Raw genomic sequence first — 24,117 nt, 5'->3', positions numbered from 1 at the left:
CGCGCGTTGCTGGTCTGATGTGACTGCCGGTCGGGAGACCGGCAGCGGAGGTTGTCGTCAGGCCTGCGCAGTCTGGACTGCGCCCAGGGGAGCCGGCGCCTTGGTGTAGGAGGCCCGCATCGGCTTGAGCACGAAGAGCGCCATGATCGCAGCGAGGATGTTCATCGCGGCTGCGGCAAGGAACACCGCGTGCCAGGAGCCCGTCATCGTGGTCAGGATGCTGGTGAAGGGCACGATGAGCGCGGCCGTCCCCTTGGCCGTGTAGAGCAGGCCGGCATTGGTCGCCGCATACTTCGACCCGAAGGTATCGCCGCAGGTCGCAGGGAACAGCGAGTAGATCTCACCCCAGGCGAAGAAGACGAGACCGGTCAGGATCACGAACATGAACGGGTCGTTGCCGAACACGCTCAGGAGGTAGATGCCGACACCTTCGATGGCGAAGGAGAGGAACATCGTATTCTCGCGGCCGATATGGTCGGAGACCCAGCCGAAGAACGGTCGCGTGACGCCGTTGAGCACGCGGTCGATGGTCGCCGCGAAGGTCAGCGCCGGAAGGGTGATGCCGAGCAGGCTCACCGGCGTGTCGATGATGTGGAAGTCCTTGGCGATCGGGCCGAGCTGCGCGGTGGCCATCAGGCCGCCTGCCGCCATCATCACGAACATGATGTACATGATCCAGAAGACCGGCGTGCGCACCATCTCGCCAGGCGTGAAGTCGCGCTTGCTCTGGCTGACCTTGGCCACTTCCGGCACGTCACCCTTCTTCGGGGCGATGAGGAATAGAGCCAGCAGCATGACGATCACGCCCTGGCCGATGCCGAAGTAGAAGAACGCCGACTCGTAGCCGTAGTTCTTGATCATGGCCTGGATCGGCACGACGGTCAGAGCGGAGCCCGCACCGAAGCCCATCGCGGTGATGCCGGCGGCGAGACCGCGGCGATCCGGGAACCACTTGAGCGAATTGCCGACGCAAGTGCCGTAGACGGCGCCAGCGCCCGTGCCGCCGACCGCAGCGGCGACGTAGAGCATGGTGAGCGAGTCGGCATAGGAGTTCATCACCCAGCCGATGGCGCAGAGCAGGCCGCCGACGAGCGCGACGATGCGCGGGCCGTATTTATCGACGAACCAGCCCTCGATCGGAACGAGCCAGGTCTCGGTGACGACGAACATCGTGAAGGCGACCTGGATCGCGGCGCGGTCCCAGCCGTGGCGCTCCTGGATCGGGTTCACGAAGAAGGTCCAGCCGTACTGCATGTTGGCGATCATGCACATGCAGATGACGCCGAAGATCAGTTGCAGCCATCGGCCGCTCGGCGGCGCGCTCGCGGTTACAGAAGGGGTAGCCATTGTTTATCTCCTAAGGCCTTTGGAATTTCTGGCGTTATTGGGCCGATAGTGTTTGTGTTCTTGGGCTTCGATCGTTGTGTGTCGAAAGCCTGTAATCGTGGTCGTCGGCTCAGCCCCTGCGCAAACGCCGCGGGCGAAAAGCCATTTCAAGGTGAACTCGGCGAACCCCCTCCTGCTTCTTCCGGACTCGTCTTCGCCAGAGTGACGAAGAACGCGAAATCTGGCCCGATCAATCTTTCGGGCCACACCGAAAAACATGAATGCTGCGATCAATGCCAGCGGTTGTATTCTTCCGCTTGCGTTGACCGACTCTGGCACCATAATTCAAAATCCAGAATTGACAACAGGTATGTTGTATACCAGGATGAGAAGCATGGATCGTCCCCACGTAAAGGTGGCGGCCATCGGGAGAAGCGCCGTGGACCGAGGAACGGGCCAAGCGCGCGACGCTGTCGGCGTACCGCGTGTTCATGTGGACAGCTCCGTCGGGGACGCGGCCCGGTTGCTCGCACGGTCCGGTGTGGGCGCCCTCCTCGTGGTCGATGGCCACGGGCAGGAGGCCAGCGTCGTTGGACTGCTGACCGAGCGCGACATCTTCCGAGCGCTGTCCGCTCGCGGACCCGACGTTTACGGCCACCGCGTCTGGCTCATCACCGAGCATGATTTCCCGGCGATCGACGTTGCCGCCTCACCCCGGGACCGGCTGCAGGCCTTTTGCGACCGCAAGGTCGATCATATCGCGCTGATGGATGGATTTCGGGTCAGCGGAGTCCTTAGTATCTGGGACTGCGCCTGCGCGGACCTGCGCGCATGAGCCACCCATCCGATCAATCGAGAAAGCCGGAAGAGCGTCCGATGAAATATCTGACCGTCGTCGAATGCCCCGTGGTGTTCCCGGCAGAGAACGAACACGGATTTTCGAGCAAGGACATGCTCCCCCGCGCCGGCGTCACCTCCGGCCTCGAGAGCCGGCACGTGCGGGTCCTCGACAACCGCATCACCGCGGTCTGCATCTGGAGCAGCGAGTTCCAGGCCAAGCGGTTCTTCGACAAGGATTGGCACAAAAAGGCCGACGACGTCTGGGGCGACGCCTACCAGACCCGCTTCGAGCCGATCGACGACGCCTCGGCGGCCTGATCCGACCGGGGCGCGGGAGCTGGTAGGACGATGCCGGCGCCGACCTCCGCCCCTGAGACCGAGGACGCCCCTTTCGATGCCTGGAACCCGGGCATCGTCTCCGGCCTGCCGCGGCATGTCCGGCCGCTCGCCACGATCTTTCGCGCCGAGAACATCGAGAACTCCTACGCGGAGATCCAGGAGCTCAGCGATTTCAGCGGCCTTCAGGCCACCCAGCTCGCCTTGTTCCGCCCGGAGCGGCTCGTCGTCCATGCGGTGCTGATCCGCGTCATGGCCGACCTGTCGGTGCCGCTCGGCGCCGTCTATGCGGATCTCGGCGTCAATTTCCGCCGCATCGTGACGACGATCCTGCGCGATGGGATCGGGAATCGCATGCCGCAGGTCGCCGAGACCCTGCGCGCCGTTCGCGCCGAGGCGGATGCGCTGATCGCGCGCGAGATCGCCGCGCTCCTCGATCCGCCGGAGGCGTCCCCGGCCCGCAAGCGCGGGTTTTGGCCGTTCGGGCGACGGGACGCGCCGAAGCCTGCCGAGGACTGGCAGACGCGGGCCTGCCGCCGCCTCGACGAGACGGCCGGTCCACTGGGAAGTCTCGAACAGGAGGTCCGCGAGGCGTTGCGCTGCGTCGTCGCCGGACTCATCGGCCGCCAGGGCTTCCTGATCCGCGACAAGGCGCTGCTCGGCAAGCTTGCCGCCATCCTAGTCTCGAACGCCCATGGCAGCCGGCGGATCGGCGAGACCATCGACCCGTGGATCGCCGAGATCGTCGCACGCGAGGGGTATCGCCGCGTCCGCGCCCAAAGCGAGCCGGTGGTGATGAACGTCAAGGGCGCTTCGGCCTCCGGCAAGAGCACGATCCGTCCCTACCAGCGCGGTCTCGCCGAGCGAAACGGTACGGATTGGTCCGACTTCGCCGTGATCACGCCCGACGTCTGGCGCAAGTTCCTGCTCGACTACGACAGCCTCGGCTCGGCCCGGCGCTATGCCGGCCCGCTGACCGGCCACGAGGTCGAGGTCGTCGATTCGAAGCTGGACCGCTACATGACGCGTAAGGCGGCCGAGGGTCGGATCTCGCACCTGTTGATCGACCGATTCCGCTTCGACAGCTTCTCGGCGGATTCCCGCGGGGACGGCACCAGCCAGCTGCTGACCCGCTTCGGGCACCGCATCTATCTGCAGTTCATGGTGACGCCGCCCGAGGCGACGGTGGAGCGCGCCTGGAAGCGCGGCGAGCAGTTCGGCCGCTACAAGGCGGTCGAGGATCTGCTCGCGCACAACGTCGAGGCCTTCGCCGGCATGCCGCGCCTGTTCTTCCTCTGGGCGCTGCGGACCGACAAGGCGGTGGCGTTCGAGTTCCTCGACAACACCGTCGCGTTGGGCGAGACCCCGCGCACGATCGCCTTCGGCAGCAACGGCGCCATCACCATCCTCGATGCGCGGCGGATGCTCGACATCGACCGCTTCCGCCGAATCAATATCCACGCGCACGCGCCGGAAGAGGTCTATGCCGGTGCGGACCTTGCGCCGGAGCGCAACGCCGGCTTCCTGCGCGACTGTCTCTCGCGTCTGTCGAGCGTCCGTTTCGCGGAACAGGGGACAGGGCGTGTCTTCGCCCACTTCGAGAACAGGCGATTGATCGGGCTCGACCGGAGCGTCCTCGTCCGGGTCTGCGAAGACGGCGAGATGCGCGCCGCTCTGACGGCTGCCGGCCTCGTTCTCGACCAAGCCGATGCACCGCCGATCGAAGAGACGCTGCGCTGCGCGGATGCGTCGACGCTCGGCGTGTGGGGATCCGAGCAAGACGCCCGAGCCCAATGATGGCTGGCTTTGTTGCACTGCAGTGCAGAAAGCGGCGAAATGCGCCGCGCTAAGGATTAAAATCGGCAAAAAAATGCTGTGCTATGCGTTTTGCGCATAACGGTATCTGGTATTTTGTACTTCATATCCAAAAACGCCGGGGCTATCTCTATTGCAACGCAATATTGCTTCCAGAGGCCACCATGCTCGGCACCGCACTCGTCGCTCTCGTTCTCCTGTTCGCTCTTCAGGCCCTGCTCGTGGTCAAGGTCGCCGACAAGCTGACCGCCGACGCCGTGACCAGCCAGGACGGCCGCAACGGCAATCTCCAGGGCGCCGGCCGCTACGCGCAGCTCGCCGCCTGAGATCGGCTGAGTCGCTCAGAAAGCCTGCCGGCAGTCACTCTGCCTGATCGGCGGAGATGACGACTTCGGCCCGCGTCGCGGTGAAAACGGCGGCCGCGATTGGCATCGGAGGGGCTGTCTCGCCATCATAGCGAGACAGGGCGTCTCCGTTTGGCTCATGCCCGAAGGCCTCGGCGAGGATGGCCAACGGTTCGTCGAAAACGAAATCGATCATCCTCGTCCTCCGCTCACCGCCCCGGCGTCCTGGCCTTCACAGCCGACTGCCGCATCAAGGTTGGTATCTGGCATACCAACGGCGAGTTCGTCAATATAGTGCATGCATGCCCGTCGGTTCGGTGCGCTGGGCTATTCGGCAGCGGCTCGCTGGACCGGACCCGTCGCTCCCGAGCCGAGGATCGCGTCGACCTCGGCGTCCGAGCAGCCCAAGACCTCGCGCAGAATCTCGTCGGTATGCTCGCCGAGCAGAGGCGACCGCTTGATCTCGACCGGATTCGCCGAGAGCTTGATCGGGTTTCCGACGGTGAGGTAGCTGCCGCGGGTCGGATGCTCGATCTCGACCACGGTGCCGCTCGCCCGCAGCGCTTCGTCCTCGGCGATCTCCTTCATCGACAGGATCGGCCCGCACGGGATGTCGTAGGCATTGAGGATGTCCATCGCCTCGAACTTGTCGTGCTTCATGGTCCACGCTTCGATGCGCGTGAAGATTTCGTTCAGATGCGGCAGACGCGCCTTCGGCGTCATGTAGTCCGGATCGGTCTTCCAGCCGGGCTCACCGATGATGTCGCAAATCGGGTCCCAGACCGCGCCCTGCGTGATGAAGTAAATGTAGGCGTTGGGGTCCTGCTCCCAGCCCTTGCACTTCAGGATGCGGCCTGGTTGGCCTCCGCCGGAATCGTTTCCAGCCCGCGGCACGGATTCACCAAACTCCACGCCTTCGCCGAACTGGCTGTATTCCTGCAGCGGCCCCTTTTCGAGGCGCTGCTGGTCGCGCAGCTTCACGCGGCAGAGATTCAGCACCCCGTCTTGCATCGAGCAGTCGACGCGCTGGCCCTGACCGGTCTGCGTACGGTGAAACAGCGCCGTGACGATGCCGAGCGCCAAGTGCAGCCCAGTGCCGGAATCGCCGATCTGGGCCCCGGTCACCATCGGCACGCCGTCGCGCCAGCCCGAGGTCGAGGCGGAGCCGCCCGCGCATTGCGCGACGTTCTCGTAGACCTTGCAATCCTGGTAGCGGCCCGGCCCGAATCCCTTCACCGAAGCGAGGATCAGGCCTGGATTGGCGGCCTGCAGCTTCTCCCAGGTCAAGCCCATGCGGTCGAGCGCGCCGGGGGCGAAGTTCTCGACCAGCACGTCGCATTCGCGGATCAGCCGCCAGAGCACTTCTTTGCCTTGGGCGTTCTTCGCGTCGATCGTGATCGAACGCTTGTTGTGGTTCAGCATCGTGAAATAGAGGCTGTCCACGCCAGGGAGATCCTGGAGCTGCTGGCGCGTGGCGTCGCCCGTGCCCGGCCGCTCGATCTTGATCACGTCGGCGCCGAACCAGGCGAGAAGCTGCGTACAGGTCGGACCCGACTGGACATGCGTAAAGTCCAGGATTCTCACCCCGTGCAGTGGCGTGCTCGTCATCCTCTCCTCCCAGGGAGATGCTTCTGCGATACTTCGACCGGGATTTCAGTGATCCCGTGTCGAGCCATGCGCCGCCCGGAAGCGGGAAGCCCGGACGGCCTGCGTCTCGATGGACGCGGCGCAGGGCGAAACATTCGCTTTTGACGACGGCTCGATATTGGCATACCAAATACCAATGGTCAATTTTGCCGACTGAAACCCGGCAGCGTTACCCATCGCGGCGTCAAGCCCCAATCGGGCTATACCCGGCTATGCTTGGCGCTTGTCTTGTGTTTCCCAGACCGAATCGCCATGGTCCGCGCCGGGAAACGATGCCGACATCGCCGATCCGTAGCCAGTACCAGACCGATACTGACGCCATGCAGAACTTCACGATCAAGCCGCTCGTTCCGGCGACGAGTCTACGGACTCTGGCCTACGAGGCTTTGAAGTCGGCCATCACCAACATGGATATCTACGGTCAGAACGGAGACATCCGTCTGGACGAGCGCGGCCTGTCGCAGACGCTGGGCGTCAGCCGGACGCCGATCCGCGAGGCGCTGACCGTGCTGGAGCAGGAAGGCTTCGTGCGCAATGAGCCGCGGCGCGGCGTCTTCGTCGTCAAAAAGACGAAGCGCGAGATCGTCGGCATGATCCAGGCCTGGGCGGCCCTGGAGAGCATGGCGGCGCGTCTCGCCTGCACGCGCGCTTCGGACGACGACCTCCAATGCATGCGCAAGATGTTCCCCGAATTCTTCGAGGGGAAGCCGGCAGAGCACCTCGCCGAATATTCGGAAGCCAACATCCGCTTCCATCAGAAGATCATCTCGCTCGGCCATTGCGAGGTCATCCAAGACCTGTGCAGCAACCTGCTGATGCATGTGAAGGGCGTGCGCAACATCGCCCTGCGCGAGGGCGACCGCGCCTCGACGTCCATCGCCGAGCACGTTCAGATCATCGAGGCGTTGGAAGCGCGCGACGCGGACCTCTCGGAGCGCCTCGTGCGCGATCACGGGCTCGGCCTGGCCGTCCACGTCGAGCGCTACGGCCACCACCTGGACTGAAGCCTTCCGGCTCGCCGTCGCTCCGGAACGGCGGTCTCGGCGCGATGCCCGGGGGCGTTCCGCCCCGGCATTCGACACGTCGCGGTTCCCCGCTATGATCACGGCCCATGCCGGGACGAGCCCCTCTCGCCCCGGCGGTCGGAATCCGGGAGCCCGATGGCCTTCGCGCCGAAACAGATCGCCGTCTTCGTGCTGCTCGCGCTGGTCTCGTTCCTGACGCCGGCGCAGGAGGCGAGGGCGCAGTGGGGCGACAGCTACGAGGTTCAGCGCGATCCCTACTACGCCCCGCGCCGCCGCGCCGCGCGCGAGGATCGCCGTTATGCGCCGCAGCAGCAGGAGGCGCCGCGCCAGTTCTACTGGCCCTGGGAGGAGCGCCCGCAGCAGCAGGTGCAGCCCCAGCGGCAGGCGCCGTCGCGGACCTTCGGCCGTCCGTCCCATCCGCGCGCTCCGTCGATCGGGTCGCGCGGCGGTCAGGACGGGCAGACCGTCCGGCGGCGCACGCCGGCGGCCGCGCCGAGCGTCGCGCGGCAGGCGCCGCCTGCGCCCGCCAAGACTTCCCCGAACGTCCAGGTCGCGGTGTTCGGCGATTCCCTCGCCTCCTATCTCGCCAAGGGGCTCGACGACGCCTTCCGTGAGAACGCCGACGTTGCGGTGGTCGACCGGTCTCGCGGCGACAGCGGCATCGTGCGCAAGGACGTGGTCGACTGGCCCAAGGCCGCCGAAGATTATCTCAAGGCCAACCCGAAGGTCGCCTACGCCCTGTTCATGATCGGCGTGAACGACCGCCAGGCGATCCGAGAAGGCGGAGAGAGTTTCGAGCCGCTCACCGACAAGTGGCGCGAGGTCTACGCGGCGCGGATCGACGCGGTGATCAAGGTCTTCACCGACCACAAGATCCCGCTGGTCTGGGTCGGCGTGCCCCCGGTGCGCTTCGAGATGCTGACCAAGGATCTCGCTTCGATCAATGACCTCGCGCGCGAGCGCGTCCAGAAGGCCGGCCAGACCTATGTCGACATCTGGCCGGGCTTCGTCGACGACCGCAACCGCTATACCGCGACCGGCCCCGACCTCGACGGCCAGCGCGCCACCTTGCGCACCTCGGACGGCATCCACTTCACCTTCCCCGGAGCCCGCAAGGCCGCCCATTTCGCCGATATTGAGCTGAAGCGGCTGATGGGGGCGAATGGTACGCTGCAACCGGAGCAGCCGACCGTCGCGACGGTGCCCTCGGCGACGCCCGGGGATGCCGGTCCGAGCCTCGACGACTCCTCGGCCATCGACCGCAAGATCACGGCGATGCTGCCGAGCCTGCCCGAGCCGCCCGGCATCCCGAGCCTGCCGGTGAAGCCGGCCGCCGGCCCGGTGGTGCCTCTCGGCCGCAACGAGATCTCGCCCGGCGGCGTGCTCGCCAGCGGCCGTCCGCGCGAGGGCGACGCCGCGGGAACGGTGGAGCGCACCCTGCAGCGCGGCGCCGCACCGGTGCCGCAGCCCGGCCGCGCCGACGACTTCAAGTGGCCGCCGGGGTAGGGACATCGATCGCCGCGGACAGGGAGATCCAGGATGGAGGATCGAGACATCCGAGCGGCTCTCGACCGCCACTGGGCGGCCTCCGATGCGAACGACCTCGAAGGTGAGCACCAGATCTACCGAGACGACGCGGTGCTCGAATATCCGCAATCGGGAGAGCGCATCTGCGGACGGTGGCGGATTCGATCGTCTCGCGCCGCGCAACCAAATCAGAAAAGGTTTGCAGTCCGGCGGATCGTCGGTGCGGGCGACCTATGGGTCACCGAATATGTCCTGACCTATGACGGGCGGCCGTCCTACACCGTGAGCATCATGGAGTTTTTGGACGGGCGGGTGAGCCGCGAGACGCAGTACTTCGGGGATCCTTTCGAACCGGGACCTTCGCGCGCACAATGGGTCGAGCGAATGCGCTGAAGCTTGATCGCGGCGAGGAGAGATCTGCTTCATCCAAATCGCTCACGACACGCCCTTGCGCATCGTGAGCGAGACGCCTCAGCGCGGCAGCACGCTCTCGCCCATCAGATCCTCGTCGATCGAGCGGGCGGCCTGGCGGCCTTCGCGGATCGCCCAGACGATGAGCGACTGGCCGCGGCGCATGTCGCCGGCCGAGTAGATCTTCGGATGCGAGGTCCGGTAATCCTCCTCGTTGGCGAGCACATTGCCGCGCTTGTCGAGGCTCACGCCGGAATCCGCGACCATGCCCTTGTGCAGGGGGCTCGCGAAGCCAATCGCCATGAAAACGAGGTCGGCTGGCAGGACGAACTCGGTGCCTGCGATGGGCTGGCGCTTCTCGTCGACACGCGCGCAGAGCACGCCGGTCAGCCGACCCTTGCGGTCGCCTTCGAGGCCCAGCGTCGCCGCCTGGAACTCGCGCTCGGCGCCCTCTGCCTGCGAGGACGAGGTGCGCATCTTGGTCGGCCAGTACGGCCATACCGTCAGCTTATCCTCGCGCTCGGGCGGACGCGGGCGGATATCGAGCTGCGTCACCGAGAGGGCGCCCTGGCGGAAGGCGGTGCCGACGCAGTCCGACGCGGTGTCGCCGCCGCCGATGACGACGACGTTCTTGCTCGCGGCGATGATCGGCAGCTCGCCGTTGCCGGGCATCGGCTCGGCGCCGACGCGCCGGTTCGACTGCACGAGATAGGGCATGGCGTAATGCACGCCGTCGAGCTCCTGGCCCGGAAGCTGCGGGTTGCGCGGCTCTTCGGCGCCCCCTGCGAAAAGCACGGCGTCGAACTCGGCGGTCAGCTCGTCGACGGGCTTATCGACGCCGACATTGACCTTGTAGTGAAACTGGACGCCCTCGGCCTCCATCTGCTTCACGCGCCGGTCGATGTGGCGCTTCTCCATCTTGAAGTCGGGGATGCCATAGCGAAGCAGGCCTCCGGCCTTCGGCTCGCGCTCGAAGACATGGACCTCATGGCCGACGCGGGCGAGCTGCTGGGCGGCTGCCATGCCGGCGGCGCCCGATCCGACGATCGCGACGCGCTTGCCGGTTTGCGTGGCGGACGGCTCGGGCTTCACCCAGCCCATGTTCCAGGCACGGTCGGCGATCGCCTGCTCGATGGTCTTGATCGCCACCGGCTGGTTCTCGAGGTTCAGCGTGCAGGCCTCCTCGCAGGGCGCGGGGCAGACGCGGCCGGTGAATTCCGGGAAATTGTTGGTGGAGTGGAGGTTGCGGATCGCCTCCTCCCAGTCCGACTGGAAGACGAGGTCGTTCCAGTCCGGAATCTGGTTGTGCACGGGGCATCCGGTCGGGCCGTGGCAGAACGGGATGCCGCAATCCATGCAGCGCGCCGCCTGCTTGGCGAGATCATGCTCGTCGAGCGGGAGCGTGAACTCGCGGAAGTGGCGAACCCGGTCGGCGGCGAGCTGATACTTCTGCTCCTGCCGGTCGAACTCAAGGAAACCCGTGATCTTGCCCATCGATCAGCCCTTCGCGGAACGCGCGCGCATGGCGCGGCTTGCCGCGTCCGTTTCGTAGCCAGCGCTGCCAGATGGTCTGGCAGCGCAGATGATCTTACTCCGCCGCGATCGGCATCCGGGCGGCTTCCATCTCGCGGAGCGCCCGGCGGTACTCGACCGGCATGACCTTGACGAACTTGGTGCGGTACTCGCTCCAGCCGTCGAGGATCGCCTTGGCCTTCGGCGAGCCGGTATACTTGTAGTGGTTGGTGAGGAGCTGGCTCAGGCGCTCCTCGTCATGGCCCGACATGTCGCCGAGGAGATCGACGCGGCCCTTGGTCTCGAGATCGCCGTCCTGGTGGAAGCGACGCATGATGTCGTCCTCCTCCTCCACGGGCTCCAGGTCGACCATCGAGAGGTTGCAGCGCGCCGTGAACGAGCCGTCCTCGTCGAGCACGTAGGCGATGCCGCCCGACATGCCGGCCGCGAAGTTGCGCCCGGTCTCGCCGATCGACACGACGACGCCGCCGGTCATGTATTCGCAGCCATGGTCGCCCATGCCCTCGACCACGGTGATGGCGCCCGAGTTGCGCACGGCGAAGCGCTCACCCGCTGAGCCGCGGATGTAGCACTCGCCGGCGATGGCGCCGTAGAGCACGGTGTTGCCGGCCATGATCGTGCGCTCGGCGGGAGACTTCAGCGCCTCGCTCGGGCGGATGATCAGCTTTCCGCCCGACAGGCCCTTGCCGATGTAGTCGTTGCCGTGGCCGGTCAGCTCGATGGTCACGCCCGCGGCGAGCCATGCGCCGAAGCTCTGGCCAGAGGTGCCGGCGAGCTTCACCGTGATGGTGTCGTCGGGCAGGCCCTCGTGGCCATGGGCCTTGGCGACCATACCAGAGAGCATCGCACCGGCGGCCCGATCCGAGTTCTTGATGACGTCGGTGATGACGACCGGCTCGCCGGTCTCGATGGCGCTCTTGGCGCGTTCGATCAGGCGGCGGTCGAGCACCGTGTCGATCGGATGATGCTGACGATCGACCCAGCGGATCGCGACATGTTCGCCGACATCGGGCCGGTGGAACATCTTGCTGAAATCGAGGCCGCGGGCCTTCCAGTGCTCGATGGCATCCCGCTTGTCGAGGAGATCGGAGCGGCCGATCAGGTCCTCGACCTTCGTGAAGCCCATCGCGGCCATCAGCTCGCGCACCTCTTCGGCGACGAAGAAGAAGTAGTTGATGACGTGCTCGGGCGTGCCCTTGAAGCGCTTGCGCAGAACCGGGTCCTGCGTCGCGACTCCGACCGGACAGGTGTTGAGATGGCACTTGCGCATCATGATGCAGCCGGCCGCGATCAGCGGCGCCGTCGAGAAGCCGATCTGGTCGGCCCCGAGCAGCACGGCGATGAGGACGTCCTTGCCGGTACGGATGCCGCCATCGGCCTGCAGGGCAACGCGGCCGCGCAGGTTGTTCAGGACGAGCGTCTGCTGCGTCTCGGCCAGCCCGGTCTCCCACGGGCCGCCGGCATGCTTGAGCGAGGTCAGCGGCGCCGCGCCGGTGCCGCCGTCGAAGCCCGAGATCGTGATGTGGTCGGCGCGCGCCTTGGCGACGCCGGCCGCGACGGTGCCGACACCGACCTCGGAGACGAGCTTCACGGAGACGTCGGCCGCCGGGTTGACGTTCTTCAGGTCGAAGATCAGCTGGGCGAGATCCTCGATCGAGTAGATGTCGTGGTGCGGCGGCGGCGAAATCAGGCCGACGCCCGGAGTGGCGTAGCGGACCTTGGCGATCTTGGCATCGACCTTGTGACCGGGCAGCTGGCCGCCCTCGCCGGGCTTGGCACCCTGCGCCACCTTGATCTGCATCATGTCCGAATTGACGAGGTACTCGGTGGTCACGCCGAAGCGGCCCGAGGCAACCTGCTTGATCGCCGAGCGCCGTGAGCGGCCGTCAGGCCCGGTGACGAACCGGCGCGGCTCCTCGCCGCCTTCGCCCGAATTCGAGCGGCCGCCGAATGAGTTCATCGCGATGGCGAGGGTCTCGTGCGCCTCCTTCGAGATCGAGCCGTAGGACATCGCGCCTGTGGCGAAACGCTTCACGATCTCGGAGGCCGGCTCGACCTGATCGAGGGCGACGGGTTCGCGGCCGAGATCGGCGGCGGTCTTGACGACGAACAGGCCGCGCAGGGTCTTGAGGTGGTTCTCCTGCTCGTTCACCAGGCGCGCATATTCACGGTAGCGCTCGGCCGCGCCGAGACGCACCGCATGCTGCAGCGTCGCCACGGTGTCGGGCGTCCACGTATGGGTCTCGCCGCGCAGCCGGTAGGCGTACTCGCCGCCGACATCGAGCGCGTTGCGGTAGATCGGCGCGTCGCCGAACGCGTCGCGGTGGCGAAGCGTCGTCTCCTGGGCGACCTCGGCCATGCCGATGCCCTCGATCGTGGTCGCGGTTCCGAAGAAGTCGCGGGCGACGAATTCGGAGTTCAAGCCGATCGCGTCGAAGATCTGCGCGCCGCAATAGGACTGGTAGGTCGAGATGCCCATCTTGGACATGACCTTGAGCAGCCCCTTATCGATCGACTTGATGTAGCGGTAGACGATCTCGTCGTTGGTGATGTCCGGCGGGAACTCGTCCTTCATCTCGATCAAGGTCTCGAAGGCGAGATACGGATTGATCGCCTCCGCGCCGTAGCCGGCCAGGCACGCGAAATGATGGATCTCGCGCGGCTCGCCGGACTCGACGACGAGGCCGACCGAGGTGCGAAGCCCCTTGCGGATCAGGTAGTTGTGCACGGCCGCGGTGGCGAGCAGCGCCGGGATCGGGATGCGATCCGGGCCGACCGCGCGGTCCGACAGGATGATGATGTTGTAGCCGCCGCGGACCGCGACCTCCGCCCGGTCGCAGAGCCGGTTGAGCGCGCCGTCCATCGCATCCGCGCCGGTCTCGGCGGGGAAGGTGATGTCGAGCGTCTTGGTGTCGAAGCGGTCCTCGAAATGCGAGATCGATCGGATCTTCTCGAGGTCGCCGTTCGTCAGGATCGGCTGGCGCACCTCGAGTCGCTTGCGGCGTGAGGCGCCCTCCATGTCGAGCAGGTTCGGCCGCGGCCCGATGAACGAGACGAGGCTCATCACGGCCTCCTCGCGGATCGGGTCGATCGGCGGGTTGGTCACCTGCGCGAAGTTCTGCTTGAAGTAGGAGTAGAGCGGCTTCGACTTGTCCGACAGCGGCGCCAGCGGCGTGTCGGAGCCCATCGAGCCGACGGCCTCCTGGCCGGTCACGGCCATGGGCGCCATCAGCAGCTTGAGGTCTTCCTGGGTGTAGCCGAAGGCCTGCTGGCGATCGAGCAGCGACACGTCGGTGCGCGAGGCGCGCGGCTGGATCGGGTGCAGGTCTTCCAGCACGATCTGGGTGTTCTTCACCCAGTCCGCGTAGGGGTGCGCGGCGGCGAGTTCCTTCTTGAGCTCCTCGTCGGAGACGATGCGGCCCTTCTGGAGGTCGATCAGCAGCATGCGGCCCGGCTGCAGGCGCCAGGACTGGACGATCTTCTCGTCCGGGATCGGCAGCACGCCCATCTCGGAGGCGAGCACCACGAGCCCGTCATCGGTGACGATGTAGCGGGCGGGGCGCAGGCCGTTGCGGTCGAGCGTCGCGCCGATCTGGCGGCCATCGGTGAAGGCCACGGCGGCAGGGCCGTCCCACGGCTCCATCAGCGCGGCATGGTATTCGTAGAAGGCGCGGCGCTCGTCGTTCATGAGCGGGTTGCCCGCCCAGGCCTCCGGGATGAGCATCATCATCGCGTGGCTGAGCGAGTAGCCGCCCTGAATGAGGAACTCGAGGGCGTTGTCGAAGCAGGCGGTGTCGGACTGGCCCTCGTAGGAGATCGGCCAGAGCTTCGAGATGTCGTTGCCGAACAGCTCGGAATCGACGCTCGCCTGACGCGCCTTCATCCAGTTCACGTTGCCACGCAGCGTGTTGATCTCGCCGTTATGCGCGACCATCCGGTAGGGGTGCGACAGGCGCCAGGTCGGGAAGGTGTTGGTGGCGAAGCGCTGGTGCACGAGCGCGATCGCCGAGACGAAGCGCTCGTCCTTCAGGTCGAGGTAGTAGTGGCCGAGCTGGTGGACCAGCACCATGCCCTTGTAGACGATGGTGCGGCTCGAGACCGAGACCGGATAGAACTCCTTCACCCGCTGGTCGTCGAGGCCATAGACCTTGTTCGAGATCACCTTGCGGGCGATGTAGACGCGCCGCTCGAAGGCGTCCTGGTCGCTCGTCGAAGCGGGCATGCCGATGAAGACCTGCCGATGATGCGGCTCGGTCTCCTTCACCGCATGGCCGAGATCCTCCGAATCCACCGGCACGTCACGCCAGCCGACCAGGGGCAGGCCCTCCTCGGCGAGCACCTTCTCGACGATGTCCTCGATCACGGCGCGCGCCTGATCGTTCTTCGGCATGAAGAACTGGCCGATCGCGTATTGCCCGGCCGGCGGCAGTTCGAAGCCGAGCCGCGAGCACTCCTCGGCGAAGAAGTCGTGCGGGATCTGAGTGAGGATGCCGCAACCGTCGCCCATGGTCGGATCGGCGCCGACTGCGCCGCGATGGTCGATGTTCTCCAGGATCTTGAGACCCTGCTGCACGATGGTGTGCGTGCGGCGATCGTGCATGTCGGCGACGAAGCCGAGGCCGCAAGCGTCACGCTCATGGGCCGGGTCATACATGCCCTGTGCGACCGGCATCGCCGGATCGCGCACGATCATCGGGGCCGTGCTCTCGTGACGCGATGGCGCGGCGCGCTCGCTCTCGGCGGCGGCGCGGGACATCGACCCTCCGGATGAGATTTCGCTCATGTCCAAACCGTTCTCCGATCGTCTCACCGGATCCGGCGAGGATGCGAGCATGTTTCGTGCCCGAACGCCAGAGAGCGGCCGGGGATCGTTCAGTCGTCGCGATCGGGTCGGCTCGGCACCTTACTCGAAGGGGGGCGCCCGCAACCCGCGGGCGTCACACCGGCTGTCTCGTTCAGCCGGCGTTCGCCCTGATCGCCGCGTCGGCAATCGGCATCTCGGTTCGTTTCGACGTCGTGTCGTTCACGCCAACCGCTCCTGCCGGGCAGCCGGCAGTTCGAGAAAAGGACAGTCTCCCTGTCCTATAAATTGACGTTGCCAGATTTTATCGACTCCAGCAAGTGCCCCAAAGCCGCCGCAAACCAGCTTTCGCAATGACGCCCGATCGGTCTGCGCCAAACGACCCTCCCCATGACGGCCGGGACGATGCGGATGCCGGACGCGCTCGTCCCGCATTTCTGCCCCGATCACCTGTTTGAAGCGAGCTTGCCGGTCACAAGGGGATGCGAAGCAACGACTTCGCTGATCGGACCGGAGGCTTAAAGGGTCGGTCGAGATCCGCCGCCGGTCGAGGCAGAACGAGTCCTAACTCGAGGGGGCGAAAGAGAAGCCACATGGCATCCATGCGCCGTACGCGGTCATCCCGCGCCGTTTCCCACCGCAGCCGCGCTCTTCGCGCGATGTTGCTCGGGGCAGCCGCCCTGTCGCTCGTCGCCGCGAGCGAGGCGTCCGCACAATTCTACGGCTATGTCGGAACCTATCGCGGGCCGATCGACGAGGACGACATGGCGCCGATGCCGCCACGCGCCGTCGTCTACCGGCTGCAGGATCGCGGCTTCAGCGAGATCAGCCGTCCGCGCTTCGACGGTCGCGCCTACGTCGTCGAGGCCACCAACCCCGCCGGCCACCGCGTCCGCCTTTATGTCGATGCCGGCGACGGCTCCATCTTCGGGCGCCAGCGCATCGATGCGCCGCCGAACCGCGTCGCCCGGGCCGCGCCCGGCTACGGCTGGACCAACGACGAGCCCGCCATGCGTCGCGGCCGCGACCAGGAAGCCTTGCTGCCGCCGGGCGACATTCCGCTGCCGCGGCCTTCGCTGCACAGCGAAAGCGAGCGCGCTCCGACGATCGCCTCGCGTCCTGGCGCCACCGATCCCAATACCTACGGCGTGAACCCCGACGCGCGCTCCGGCGCCAAGCCGGATGCGCGAAAGGCCGACAAGGCCCAGCAGCGCAAGACCGCCAAGCTCACCCCGCCATCGAAGCCCGCCGCGCCGCGCGTCGCGCCGGAGGCCCCGGTTCCGACGGTGGCGCCCGTCGAGCAGGCCGCTCCGAACGCCGGCGCGACACCCGAGCCGGCGAAGGTGCCGGACGTCGTGAAGGCTCCGGACGCCGTCAAGGCGCCGGCCGAGCTGCCGAAGGCCGAGACCGCTCCGCTTCTGCCGGCCGCCAAGCTGCCCGTAAATGAGGAGAAGGCCGCCGAGAAGCCGGCCGAGCCTGCTCCCGCGGACAAGCCGGCAGCGCCGCAGGCCACGGAGAAGCCGGCCGAGGCTCCGGCCAAAGCGGCCGAAAAGCCTGCCGAGGCGCCCGCAGCTCCGCAGGCCGTCGACAAGCCGGTGGCCGAGAAGCCGGCCGAGGCCCCGAAACCGGAGTCCAAGGAAGCCGCGAATCAGAAGTGGCAGGATCCGCCGAGCGGCGATGCCAAGCGCAAGGTCCGCATCATCGGCGGAACGTCGACGGCGCCGGGTGCTCCGAGCAACGACGCGGTATCGCCGGCAGCCAACTGATCGCTCCCGATGGATCCGGCTCGGTATAGTCCACGCCGGACGTCTTCAATTCGATAACTGACATTCCGGATTCTCGTTCATGGCGAGCTCCGGAATGACGGCGCGGGATACGTCAGCCTACGCGCCGGGCAGCAGCCGCTCGCGGCCGGAAAACACCGTCAGCGTGTCGGAGCGCGCGATGGCGCAGAGCGTCAGGTCGTGCTGCCTCGCGCGCTCGATCGCCAGCGAGGTCGGCGCTGAAATCGCGACGATCACCGAGGCGCCGAAGGTCGCCGCCTTCTCGGCCATCTCGAACGAGCAGCGGCTCGTGATGATCAGGAAGCCTCGGTCCGGGTCCTCGCCCGCCCGCATCAGCGCACCGATCAGCTTGTCGAGGGCGTTGTGGCGGCCGACATCCTCGCGCACGGCCACCACCGTTCCGTCGAGCCGGGCCCAGGCCGCAGCGTGAACCGCGCGAGTCTCACGATTGAGACTCTGTTTTTCATGAAGCCCATCGAGCGCTGTCTTGATGGCCGAGACCGCGATGTCGGGGCCCTTGCCGCTGCGCGGTGAGGCGAGGGGAAGCGAGGCGAGGTCGTCGATTCCGCAGACGCCGCAGCCGGTCCGGCCGCTGATCGCACGCTTGCGGGCAAGGTGCTCGCGCAGGCGCCCCGGCGCGAGGTCGACGAGGAGCCGCAGGCCGCCATCACCCGGCTCGACCTGGGCCGAGCGTATCTCTTCCGCCGTCTCGACGATGCCCTCGGTCAGGCTGAATCCGTAGGCGAAATCCTCGAGATCCGCCGGGCTCGTCATCATCACCGCATAGGGGACGCTGCCGTAGACGACGTTGACCGGCATCTCGACGGCGAGCGGCCGGCTGTCCTCGCGCGGCACGGGATCGTCGTAGGCAACAACGAGAGTCGAAACGCGCACGCTCGTCGCTGCCTGCGCCGTTTCGCAGCGTTTTTCGGAATCGGGGGCGGCCAGCTCGGTCGATGCCATGGCGTCAGGCTCGCATCCCGGGGCATTTCTCAACAGCTCACTAACGAATGTTGAGAGGCCCGACGCATTCGCCTTAAGTCATGCGCGGAACTTGGCCGTGCGACGCTCTTGGCGGTTGCGTGTTTGAGATCAGTATGGTTCTACGTCGCGGTCCAACAGTCTCGCGTTGATAGCCTCGTCTTGGGCCGTCCCCGCGCGATCAGGACCTCGCAATGCACAATCGCTATCTGCGAATGGGCCGTCGCGAAATCAAGATAATAACGGGGAGCCACGAGAGAGCACATGCGGACGGCGCACGCGCAACACCGGTCTAAATGGGGGATTGCCGCGCTCGGCGCCCTGCTCGTCACGTCGACCTCCGCTCTCGCGGAACCCGGCATTCCCGTGCCGTGGCAGATGGATCGCCAGACGCCGGTGACGGCAGAGGCGGCGCAGCTCGCCTCGTTCGAAGGCTGGCTTCACGTCCTGGCCTTCATCATCTCGCTCTTCGTGCTCGGCCTGCTCGTCTACTGCATCTACCGCTTCAACGAGAAGGCCAACCCGACGCCGTCGCGCACGACGCACAACACCGCGATCGAGGTGGCCTGGACCATCATCCCGGTGCTCATCCTCGTCGCCGTGGCGATCCCGTCCTTCCGCATGCTGCGCACGCAGCTCATCGTGCCGGCCTCGGACGTGACGGTGAAGGTCACCGGCCATGCCTGGTACTGGACCTACGAGTACCCGAAGGTCGGCGAAGATGGCGGCTTCACCTTCGATGCCAACATCGACGAGGAGAAGGAGCCCAAGCTCCTCCAGACCGACAACGAGATGGTCGTTCCGGTGAACAAGGTCGTGAAGGTCCAGGTGACCTCGACCGACGTGATCCATTCCTGGGCGATGCCGTCCTTCGGCGGCAAGATCGACGCGATCCCGGGCCGTCTGAACGAGACCTGGTTCAAGGCCGACCGCGAGGGCACCTATCACGGCCAGTGCTCGGAGCTCTGCGGCATGCGCCACGCCTACATGCCGATCGTCGTGAAGGTGGTCAGCGATCAGGCTTACGCAGCGTGGCTCAAGGAAGCCAAGACCAAGTACGCCGCGACCGATGGCGGCTCGAAGTTCGCTTCGGCCAAGTAAGGACGCTCGTGGGGCGGGCGCGACTGCGCGCCGGCCCCCTCGCCTGATCACATTTCGAAGTTAAGGTCAGACCCGATGGCAACCGCCGCAGCACATGCCGGGCATGATGCCCACGACGATCACAAGCCGTCCTTCTTCGCCCGTTGGTTCCTGTCGACCAACCATAAGGACATCGGCACGCTCTACCTGCTGTTCGCGTTCTTCGCGGGCTGTGTGGGCGCGTTTCTCTCCTTCGGCATCCGTATGGAGATGGAGGCCCCCGGCCTGCAGTACTTCTCCAATCCGCAGACCTACAACGTCTTCGTGACGGGCCACGGCCTGATCATGGTGTTCTTCATGGTGATGCCGGCGCTGATCGGCGGCTTCGGCAACTGGTTCGTGCCCCTGATGATCGGCGCGCCGGACATGGCGTTCCCGCGCATGAACAACATCTCGTTCTGGCTCACCGTCGCCGGCTTCTGCAGCCTGGTCTGCTCGCTCTTCGTCGAAGGCGCTCCGGGCGCGGCCGGCGCGGGCACGGGCTGGACGGTCTATCCGCCGCTCTCCTCTTCGGGACATCCGGGCCCTGCGGTCGATTTCGCGATCTTCTCGCTGCACCTCGCCGGTGCCGGCTCGATCCTCGGCGCGATCAACTTCATCACCACGATCCTGAACATGCGCGCTCCGGGCATGACGCTGCACAAGATGCCGCTCTTCGCCTGGGCCGAGCTGGTCACCGCCTTCCTGCTGCTGCTCTCGCTCCCGGTTCTCGCCGGCGCGATCACCATGCTGCTGACGGACCGCAACTTCGGCACGACCTTCTTCGCCCCCGAGGGCGGTGGTGACCCGATCCTCTACCAGCACCTGTTCTGGTTCTTCGGCCACCCCGAAGTGTACGTGATGATCCTGCCGGCCTTCGGTATCGTCTCGCACGTGATCGCGACCTTCTCGAAGAAGCCCGTCTTCGGCTACCTCGCCATGGCCTACGCTATGGTCGCGATCGGCGTCGTCGGCTTCGTCGTGTGGGCGCACCACATGTACACGGTCGGCCTGTCGCTCCAGACGCAGTCCTACTTCGTGTTCGCCACCATGGTGATCGCGGTTCCGACCGGCGTGAAGATCTTCTCCTGGATCGCGACGATGTGGGGCGGCTCGATCCGCTTCACCGCCGCCATGCACTGGGCGGTGGGCTTCATCTTCCTGTTCACGGTCGGCGGCGTCACCGGCGTCGTGCTCGCGAACTCGGCGGTCGATAAGTACCTGCACGACACCTACTACGTGGTCGCGCACTTCCACTACGTGCTCTCGCTCGGCGCGGTGTTCATCATCTTCTGCGGCATCTACTACTGGTTCCCGAAGATGACCGGCCGCGTGATCCCGGAATGGGCCGGCAAGCTGCACTTCTGGCTGGCCTTCATCGGCGCGAACGTCCTGTTCTTCCCGATGCACTTCCTCGGCCTCGCCGGCATGCCGCGTCGCTACGCCGACTATCCGGAAGCCTTCGCGCCCTGGCACAAGGTTGCGACCTGGGGCGGCCACATCTTCGCGCTCGGCATGGTGGTCTTCATCATCGGCGTGATCATCGCCTTCCGTTCGTCGAAGCGCGCCGCGGACAACCCGTGGGGCGAGGGCGCCACGACGCTGGAATGGACGCTGTCGTCGCCGCCGCCCTTCCACCAGTACGAGACGCTTCCGCAGATCGTCGACGAGCCGGCCCACTAAGCCGCTCCCTCGACGACAGAACATCGCGAGGACCGCTGCGGCGGTCCTCGCTCTTTCCCGGATGCCCCAGGCCCTCGCGCCGACGGCCTCCCGGAAAGGGCGGTTCGGCCCCCAGGGGCCGCGCGAGCCTGAAAGGACTTTGGTTCAAGCGATCCGAAACACGGTTTTCATGTCGAGCCTGTCGAATAGCCTCTCCGGCGAGGCCCAAGCCTTCGAAGGGCAAGCCTTCAACCCGACCGCCAGCGCGGCCGGCGGCGAGGTTTCGGACTTCTTCGCCCTGCTGAAGCCGCGGGTGATGGTGCTGGTGATCTTCACCGCGCTGGTCGGCATGGTGATCTCGCACCCGCATGTCAGCCCGATCATCGCCGGCATTGCGCTCCTGATGATCGCCGTCGGCGCCGGTGCCTCCGGCTGCCTCAACATGTGGTGGGACGCCGACATCGACGCGCTGATGACGCGCACCGCCAAGCGCCCGATCCCCGACGGTCGCATCCTCCCGAACGAGGCGCTCGCCTTTGGCATGGTGCTCTCGGTCGGCTCGGTGCTGATCCTCGGCCTCGCCTCGAACTGGCTAGCCGCCGGGCTCCTGGCCTTCACCATCGTTTTCTACGCCGTCGTCTATTCGATGTGGCTGAAGCGGGCGACCGCGCAGAACATCGTCATCGGCGGTGCTGCCGGTGCGCTGCCGCCCATCGTCGGGCAGGCCGCGGTGACGGGCCATGTCGGCCTCGACTCGGTGGTGCTGTTCCTGATCATCTTCATCTGGACGCCGCCCCATTTCTGGGCGCTGGCGCTCGTAAAGAGCGGCGATTACGCCAAGGCCGGCATCCCGATGATGCCGAACGTGGCCGGACCCGATTCCACCCGTCGCCAGATCGTCTGGTACACGCTGCTCCTCGCCCCGCTCGGCCTCGTGCCGGTCGCCATGGGCTTTGGCGGCTGGCTCTACGCGGCGATCGCCGCGCTTGGCGGCCTCGGCATGCTCGCTGGGGCGCTCCAGGTCTTTCGTCTGCGCGAGGGCGAGGCGGAGCGGCGCGCGGCCATGGGCCTGTTCGGCTTCTCGATCCTCTACTTGCTCCTGCTCTTCGCAGGGCTCCTGGTGGAGCACGGCTTCGGCCTGTTCCGCGCCGTCATCGCCTGATGCACGCCATGATGGATCCGAAATTCCAGGTCAGAGCGCTGACCCCCGAGGAGGAGAAGGCGCGCCGCAAGCGCTCCATCGCCATCGCGCTGACGCTCGGCGCCCTGGTGATCCTGTTCTTCGTGCTGACGATCGCCAAGCTCGGCCCCCAGATCCTGGAGCGCCCGCTGTGAGCGCGGCGGGCCGGAATTCGCAGAAGGGCACTCGCTGGACGGCGATCGCCTGCGCCGGCGTGGTCGCCGGGATGACCGGTCTCGCCTTCGCGTCGGTGCCTCTCTACAACCTGTTCTGCAAGGCGACGGGCTTCGACGGCACGCCACGCGTCGGCGCCGCGCCGACCGCCTCGGCCGATGCCGCATCCAAGCCGCTGCGCGTCCGTTTCGACACCAACGTCGCCCCGAACCTGACCTGGCGCTTCCAGCCTGAGGTGACGAGCGTCGACGCCGTGCCGGGCGAGACCAAGACCGTGTTCTTCAAGGTGACGAATACCGGTTCCAAGCCTGCGACGGGGATCGCGGCCTTCAACGTGCAGCCCGGCCTGATGGGCAGCTATTTCGTGAAGGTCGAGTGCTTCTGCTTCACCGAGCACACCCTGCAGCCGGGTGAGAGCGCGGACTATCCGCTGGTGTTCTACGTCGACCAGGGGCTGCGCAAGGATCCCGATATCGGCGACCTCTCCGAGATGACCCTGTCCTATACCTACTTCGTCTCGCGCAACGGCTCGCCCCAGGCGGCCGCCGAGGGGACGGCCACCGGTACGGGAACGCGGACGAATTTCTGAGCGCGCAAGCGTGACAACGGGCTCGCGCCCGCGATAGAGCTTCAGGCTCGATGGCCGGTGCTAAGCCGATCGTCGACAAAGTGAAACGGGGCCAGCCGGCGGCGGCGAAGGCCAGGGGTGAGGAGAGCTATTCGATGGCCGAGGCGCACGGCAAGAACCACGATTACCACATCCTCCACCCGAGCCCGTGGCCTCTGATCGGCGCCTTCTCCGGCTTCATCACCACGACCGGCGCGGTCTTCTGGATGAAGAGCCTGACGCTGGGCGGCCTCGCGGTCGGTCCGTACATGTTCGGCGCCGGCTTCCTCGGCATCCTCTACACCATGCTTTCCTGGTGGAAGGACGTCGCCCACGAGGCCAATACCGGCGACCACACCCGCGTCGTCCAGCTTCATCACCGCTACGGCATGATGATGTTCATCGCCTCCGAGGTGATGTTCTTCGTCGCCTGGTTCTGGGCCTATTTCGAGGCTGCGCTCTACACGGCCGATCCGATCCAGGCCCAGCGCGTCGAGTTCACCGGCGGCACTTGGCCGCCGAAGGGCATCGAGGCCTTCGATCCCTGGCACCTGCCGCTCCTGAACACCCTGATCCTGCTGACCTCGGGCACCACGATCACCTGGGCGCACCACGCCCTGCTGCACGACGACCGCAAGGGCCTGAAATACGGCCTCTGGCTGACCATCGTCCTCGGCGTCCTGTTCACGATGTGCCAGGCCTACGAGTACAGCCACGCGCATTTCGGCTTCTCGGGCTCGATCTACTCGTCGACCTTCTTCATGGCGACGGGCTTCCACGGCGCCCACGTCATCATCGGCACGATCTTCCTCGCGATCTGCCTGATGCGTGCCTATGCCGGCGACTTCACAGTCAAGCAGCACCTCGGTTTCGAGTTCGCCGCCTGGTACTGGCACTTCGTCGACGTGGTGTGGCTGTTCCTGTTCGCCGCCATCTACGTCTGGGGCTCGGGCTTCGGCCACGCTGCCGCTCACGGCTGAAGCCTCGCGCAAACCCGTCCCCGTC

Annotated in this window: 20 protein-coding genes; 14 read left to right on the top strand and 6 right to left on the bottom strand. The window is 66.3% G+C overall.

From position 1 onward, the window contains the following. Window positions 1-57: 57 nt before the first annotated feature. The gene (oxlT, locus tag GGR33_RS07485) at window positions 58-1,347 is read right to left on the bottom strand and encodes an oxalate/formate MFS antiporter (RefSeq protein ID WP_183503411.1); all 1,290 of its coding nucleotides are present in this window, start codon (window positions 1,345-1,347) and stop codon (window positions 58-60) included. A gap of 373 nt (window positions 1,348-1,720) precedes the next feature. Between oxlT and GGR33_RS07480 the strand changes: the two genes are divergently transcribed. The 4 genes from GGR33_RS07480 to GGR33_RS07465 all read left to right on the top strand — a co-directional run bounded on the left by GGR33_RS07480 (window position 1,721) and on the right by GGR33_RS07465 (window position 4,643). Next, window positions 1,721-2,161, top strand: a complete 441-nt coding sequence (locus GGR33_RS07480) for a CBS domain-containing protein (protein WP_183503408.1) — start codon at window positions 1,721-1,723, stop codon at window positions 2,159-2,161. Between the two features lie 41 nt (window positions 2,162-2,202). Next, a complete protein-coding gene (locus GGR33_RS07475) occupies window positions 2,203-2,484 on the top strand; it encodes a hypothetical protein (protein WP_183503406.1) in 282 nt (93 codons plus the stop codon). Between the two features lie 30 nt (window positions 2,485-2,514). Beyond that, a complete protein-coding gene (locus tag GGR33_RS07470) occupies window positions 2,515-4,299 on the top strand; it encodes a DEAD/DEAH box helicase family protein (RefSeq protein WP_183503404.1) in 1,785 nt (594 codons plus the stop codon). A gap of 182 nt (window positions 4,300-4,481) precedes the next feature. Beyond that, window positions 4,482-4,643, top strand: coding sequence for a hypothetical protein (locus GGR33_RS07465; RefSeq protein ID WP_183503402.1), 162 nt, complete (start codon window positions 4,482-4,484; stop codon window positions 4,641-4,643). Window positions 4,644-4,677: 34 nt separating this feature from the next. Here GGR33_RS07465 and GGR33_RS07460 read toward each other — a convergent pair whose 3' ends face one another. Next, window positions 4,678-4,857, bottom strand: coding sequence for a hypothetical protein (locus GGR33_RS07460; RefSeq protein ID WP_183503400.1), 180 nt, complete (start codon window positions 4,855-4,857; stop codon window positions 4,678-4,680). 131 nt (window positions 4,858-4,988) lie between these two features. Then, the gene (frc, locus tag GGR33_RS07455; RefSeq protein ID WP_183503398.1) at window positions 4,989-6,269 is read right to left on the bottom strand and encodes a formyl-CoA transferase; all 1,281 of its coding nucleotides are present in this window, start codon (window positions 6,267-6,269) and stop codon (window positions 4,989-4,991) included. Between the two features lie 359 nt (window positions 6,270-6,628). Here frc and GGR33_RS07450 point away from each other — a divergent pair, with 359 nt between their 5' ends. The 3 genes from GGR33_RS07450 to GGR33_RS07440 all read left to right on the top strand — a co-directional run bounded on the left by GGR33_RS07450 (window position 6,629) and on the right by GGR33_RS07440 (window position 9,253). Next, window positions 6,629-7,312, top strand: a complete 684-nt coding sequence (locus tag GGR33_RS07450) for a GntR family transcriptional regulator (RefSeq protein ID WP_183503624.1) — start codon at window positions 6,629-6,631, stop codon at window positions 7,310-7,312. 156 nt (window positions 7,313-7,468) lie between these two features. Continuing rightward, entirely contained in the window at window positions 7,469-8,839 is a 1,371-nt protein-coding gene (locus GGR33_RS07445) for an SGNH/GDSL hydrolase family protein (protein ID WP_183503396.1), read from the top strand. Between the two features lie 33 nt (window positions 8,840-8,872). Beyond that, window positions 8,873-9,253, top strand: a complete 381-nt coding sequence (locus GGR33_RS07440; protein WP_183503394.1) for a nuclear transport factor 2 family protein — start codon at window positions 8,873-8,875, stop codon at window positions 9,251-9,253. Window positions 9,254-9,331: 78 nt separating this feature from the next. Here the strand turns inward: GGR33_RS07440 and GGR33_RS07435 are convergent, their stop codons facing one another. Next, entirely contained in the window at window positions 9,332-10,765 is a 1,434-nt protein-coding gene (locus tag GGR33_RS07435) for a glutamate synthase subunit beta (protein WP_183503392.1), read from the bottom strand. Between the two features lie 94 nt (window positions 10,766-10,859). Then, window positions 10,860-15,560 carry a glutamate synthase large subunit gene (gltB, locus tag GGR33_RS07430; RefSeq protein WP_246412882.1) on the bottom strand — a complete coding sequence of 1,567 codons (4,701 nt, stop codon included), beginning with the start codon at window positions 15,558-15,560 and terminating at the stop codon, window positions 10,860-10,862. A gap of 704 nt (window positions 15,561-16,264) precedes the next feature. Between gltB and GGR33_RS07425 the strand changes: the two genes are divergently transcribed. Next, window positions 16,265-17,371 (top strand): hypothetical protein, encoded by a 1,107-nt coding sequence (locus GGR33_RS07425; RefSeq protein WP_210301864.1) that lies wholly within the window; start codon window positions 16,265-16,267, stop codon window positions 17,369-17,371. Window positions 17,372-17,488: 117 nt separating this feature from the next. Here the strand turns inward: GGR33_RS07425 and fdhD are convergent, their stop codons facing one another. After that, a complete protein-coding gene (gene fdhD, locus GGR33_RS07420) occupies window positions 17,489-18,352 on the bottom strand; it encodes a formate dehydrogenase accessory sulfurtransferase FdhD (protein ID WP_183503386.1) in 864 nt (287 codons plus the stop codon). Window positions 18,353-18,634: 282 nt separating this feature from the next. Here fdhD and coxB point away from each other — a divergent pair, with 282 nt between their 5' ends. The 6 genes from coxB to GGR33_RS07390 all read left to right on the top strand — a co-directional run bounded on the left by coxB (window position 18,635) and on the right by GGR33_RS07390 (window position 24,092). Continuing rightward, the gene (gene coxB, locus GGR33_RS07415) at window positions 18,635-19,471 is read left to right on the top strand and encodes a cytochrome c oxidase subunit II (protein ID WP_183503384.1); all 837 of its coding nucleotides are present in this window, start codon (window positions 18,635-18,637) and stop codon (window positions 19,469-19,471) included. A 75-nt stretch (window positions 19,472-19,546) separates the two neighbouring features. Further along, window positions 19,547-21,172 carry a cytochrome c oxidase subunit I gene (ctaD, locus tag GGR33_RS07410; protein ID WP_183503382.1) on the top strand — a complete coding sequence of 542 codons (1,626 nt, stop codon included), beginning with the start codon at window positions 19,547-19,549 and terminating at the stop codon, window positions 21,170-21,172. Between the two features lie 169 nt (window positions 21,173-21,341). Continuing rightward, complete coding sequence (locus tag GGR33_RS07405; RefSeq protein ID WP_183503380.1) at window positions 21,342-22,313, top strand: heme o synthase; 972 nt, start codon at window positions 21,342-21,344, stop codon at window positions 22,311-22,313. An 8-nt stretch (window positions 22,314-22,321) separates the two neighbouring features. Beyond that, window positions 22,322-22,486: a hypothetical protein gene (locus tag GGR33_RS07400; RefSeq protein ID WP_183503378.1), complete on the top strand. Its 165-nt coding sequence runs from the start codon at window positions 22,322-22,324 to the stop codon at window positions 22,484-22,486. Continuing rightward, the gene (locus GGR33_RS07395; protein ID WP_183503376.1) at window positions 22,483-23,094 is read left to right on the top strand and encodes a cytochrome c oxidase assembly protein; all 612 of its coding nucleotides are present in this window, start codon (window positions 22,483-22,485) and stop codon (window positions 23,092-23,094) included. The genes GGR33_RS07400 and GGR33_RS07395 overlap by 4 nt, the downstream gene beginning before the upstream one ends. Before the next feature lie 134 nt (window positions 23,095-23,228). Beyond that, on the top strand, window positions 23,229-24,092 hold the full coding sequence (locus tag GGR33_RS07390; RefSeq protein WP_183503374.1) for a cytochrome c oxidase subunit 3: 864 nt from the start codon (window positions 23,229-23,231) through the stop codon (window positions 24,090-24,092). Window positions 24,093-24,117: the final 25 nt, after the last annotated feature.

This window comes from Methylobacterium brachythecii (genome assembly GCF_014196345.1).
In the GTDB taxonomy this organism is placed as follows: domain Bacteria; phylum Pseudomonadota; class Alphaproteobacteria; order Rhizobiales; family Beijerinckiaceae; genus Methylobacterium; species Methylobacterium brachythecii.
Note: the sequence above shows the minus strand (reverse complement) of the source record. Positions and strands in the feature narration are given on the sequence as shown.

What these genes read in the sequence shown, in the direction of transcription:
- frc (WP_183503398.1), bottom strand. Translation starts at nt 6,269, where the DNA reads ATGACGAGCACGCCACTGCACGGGGTGAGAATCCTGGACTTTACGCAT.
- ctaD (WP_183503382.1), top strand. Translation starts at nt 19,547, where the DNA reads ATGGCAACCGCCGCAGCACATGCCGGGCATGATGCCCACGACGATCAC.
- fdhD (WP_183503386.1), bottom strand. Translation starts at nt 18,352, where the DNA reads ATGGCATCGACCGAGCTGGCCGCCCCCGATTCCGAAAAACGCTGCGAA.
- GGR33_RS07405 (WP_183503380.1), top strand. Translation starts at nt 21,342, where the DNA reads ATGTCGAGCCTGTCGAATAGCCTCTCCGGCGAGGCCCAAGCCTTCGAA.
- oxlT (WP_183503411.1), bottom strand. Translation starts at nt 1,347, where the DNA reads ATGGCTACCCCTTCTGTAACCGCGAGCGCGCCGCCGAGCGGCCGATGG.
- gltB (WP_246412882.1), bottom strand. Translation starts at nt 15,560, where the DNA reads ATGTCCCGCGCCGCCGCCGAGAGCGAGCGCGCCGCGCCATCGCGTCAC.
- GGR33_RS07465 (WP_183503402.1), top strand. Translation starts at nt 4,482, where the DNA reads ATGCTCGGCACCGCACTCGTCGCTCTCGTTCTCCTGTTCGCTCTTCAG.
- GGR33_RS07440 (WP_183503394.1), top strand. Translation starts at nt 8,873, where the DNA reads ATGGAGGATCGAGACATCCGAGCGGCTCTCGACCGCCACTGGGCGGCC.
- GGR33_RS07390 (WP_183503374.1), top strand. Translation starts at nt 23,229, where the DNA reads ATGGCCGAGGCGCACGGCAAGAACCACGATTACCACATCCTCCACCCG.
- GGR33_RS07460 (WP_183503400.1), bottom strand. Translation starts at nt 4,857, where the DNA reads ATGATCGATTTCGTTTTCGACGAACCGTTGGCCATCCTCGCCGAGGCC.
- GGR33_RS07425 (WP_210301864.1), top strand. Translation starts at nt 16,265, where the DNA reads ATGTTGCTCGGGGCAGCCGCCCTGTCGCTCGTCGCCGCGAGCGAGGCG.
- GGR33_RS07475 (WP_183503406.1), top strand. Translation starts at nt 2,203, where the DNA reads ATGAAATATCTGACCGTCGTCGAATGCCCCGTGGTGTTCCCGGCAGAG.
- GGR33_RS07445 (WP_183503396.1), top strand. Translation starts at nt 7,469, where the DNA reads ATGGCCTTCGCGCCGAAACAGATCGCCGTCTTCGTGCTGCTCGCGCTG.
- GGR33_RS07450 (WP_183503624.1), top strand. Translation starts at nt 6,629, where the DNA reads ATGCAGAACTTCACGATCAAGCCGCTCGTTCCGGCGACGAGTCTACGG.
- GGR33_RS07400 (WP_183503378.1), top strand. Translation starts at nt 22,322, where the DNA reads ATGATGGATCCGAAATTCCAGGTCAGAGCGCTGACCCCCGAGGAGGAG.
- coxB (WP_183503384.1), top strand. Translation starts at nt 18,635, where the DNA reads ATGCGGACGGCGCACGCGCAACACCGGTCTAAATGGGGGATTGCCGCG.
- GGR33_RS07480 (WP_183503408.1), top strand. Translation starts at nt 1,721, where the DNA reads ATGGATCGTCCCCACGTAAAGGTGGCGGCCATCGGGAGAAGCGCCGTG.
- GGR33_RS07435 (WP_183503392.1), bottom strand. Translation starts at nt 10,765, where the DNA reads ATGGGCAAGATCACGGGTTTCCTTGAGTTCGACCGGCAGGAGCAGAAG.
- GGR33_RS07470 (WP_183503404.1), top strand. Translation starts at nt 2,515, where the DNA reads ATGCCGGCGCCGACCTCCGCCCCTGAGACCGAGGACGCCCCTTTCGAT.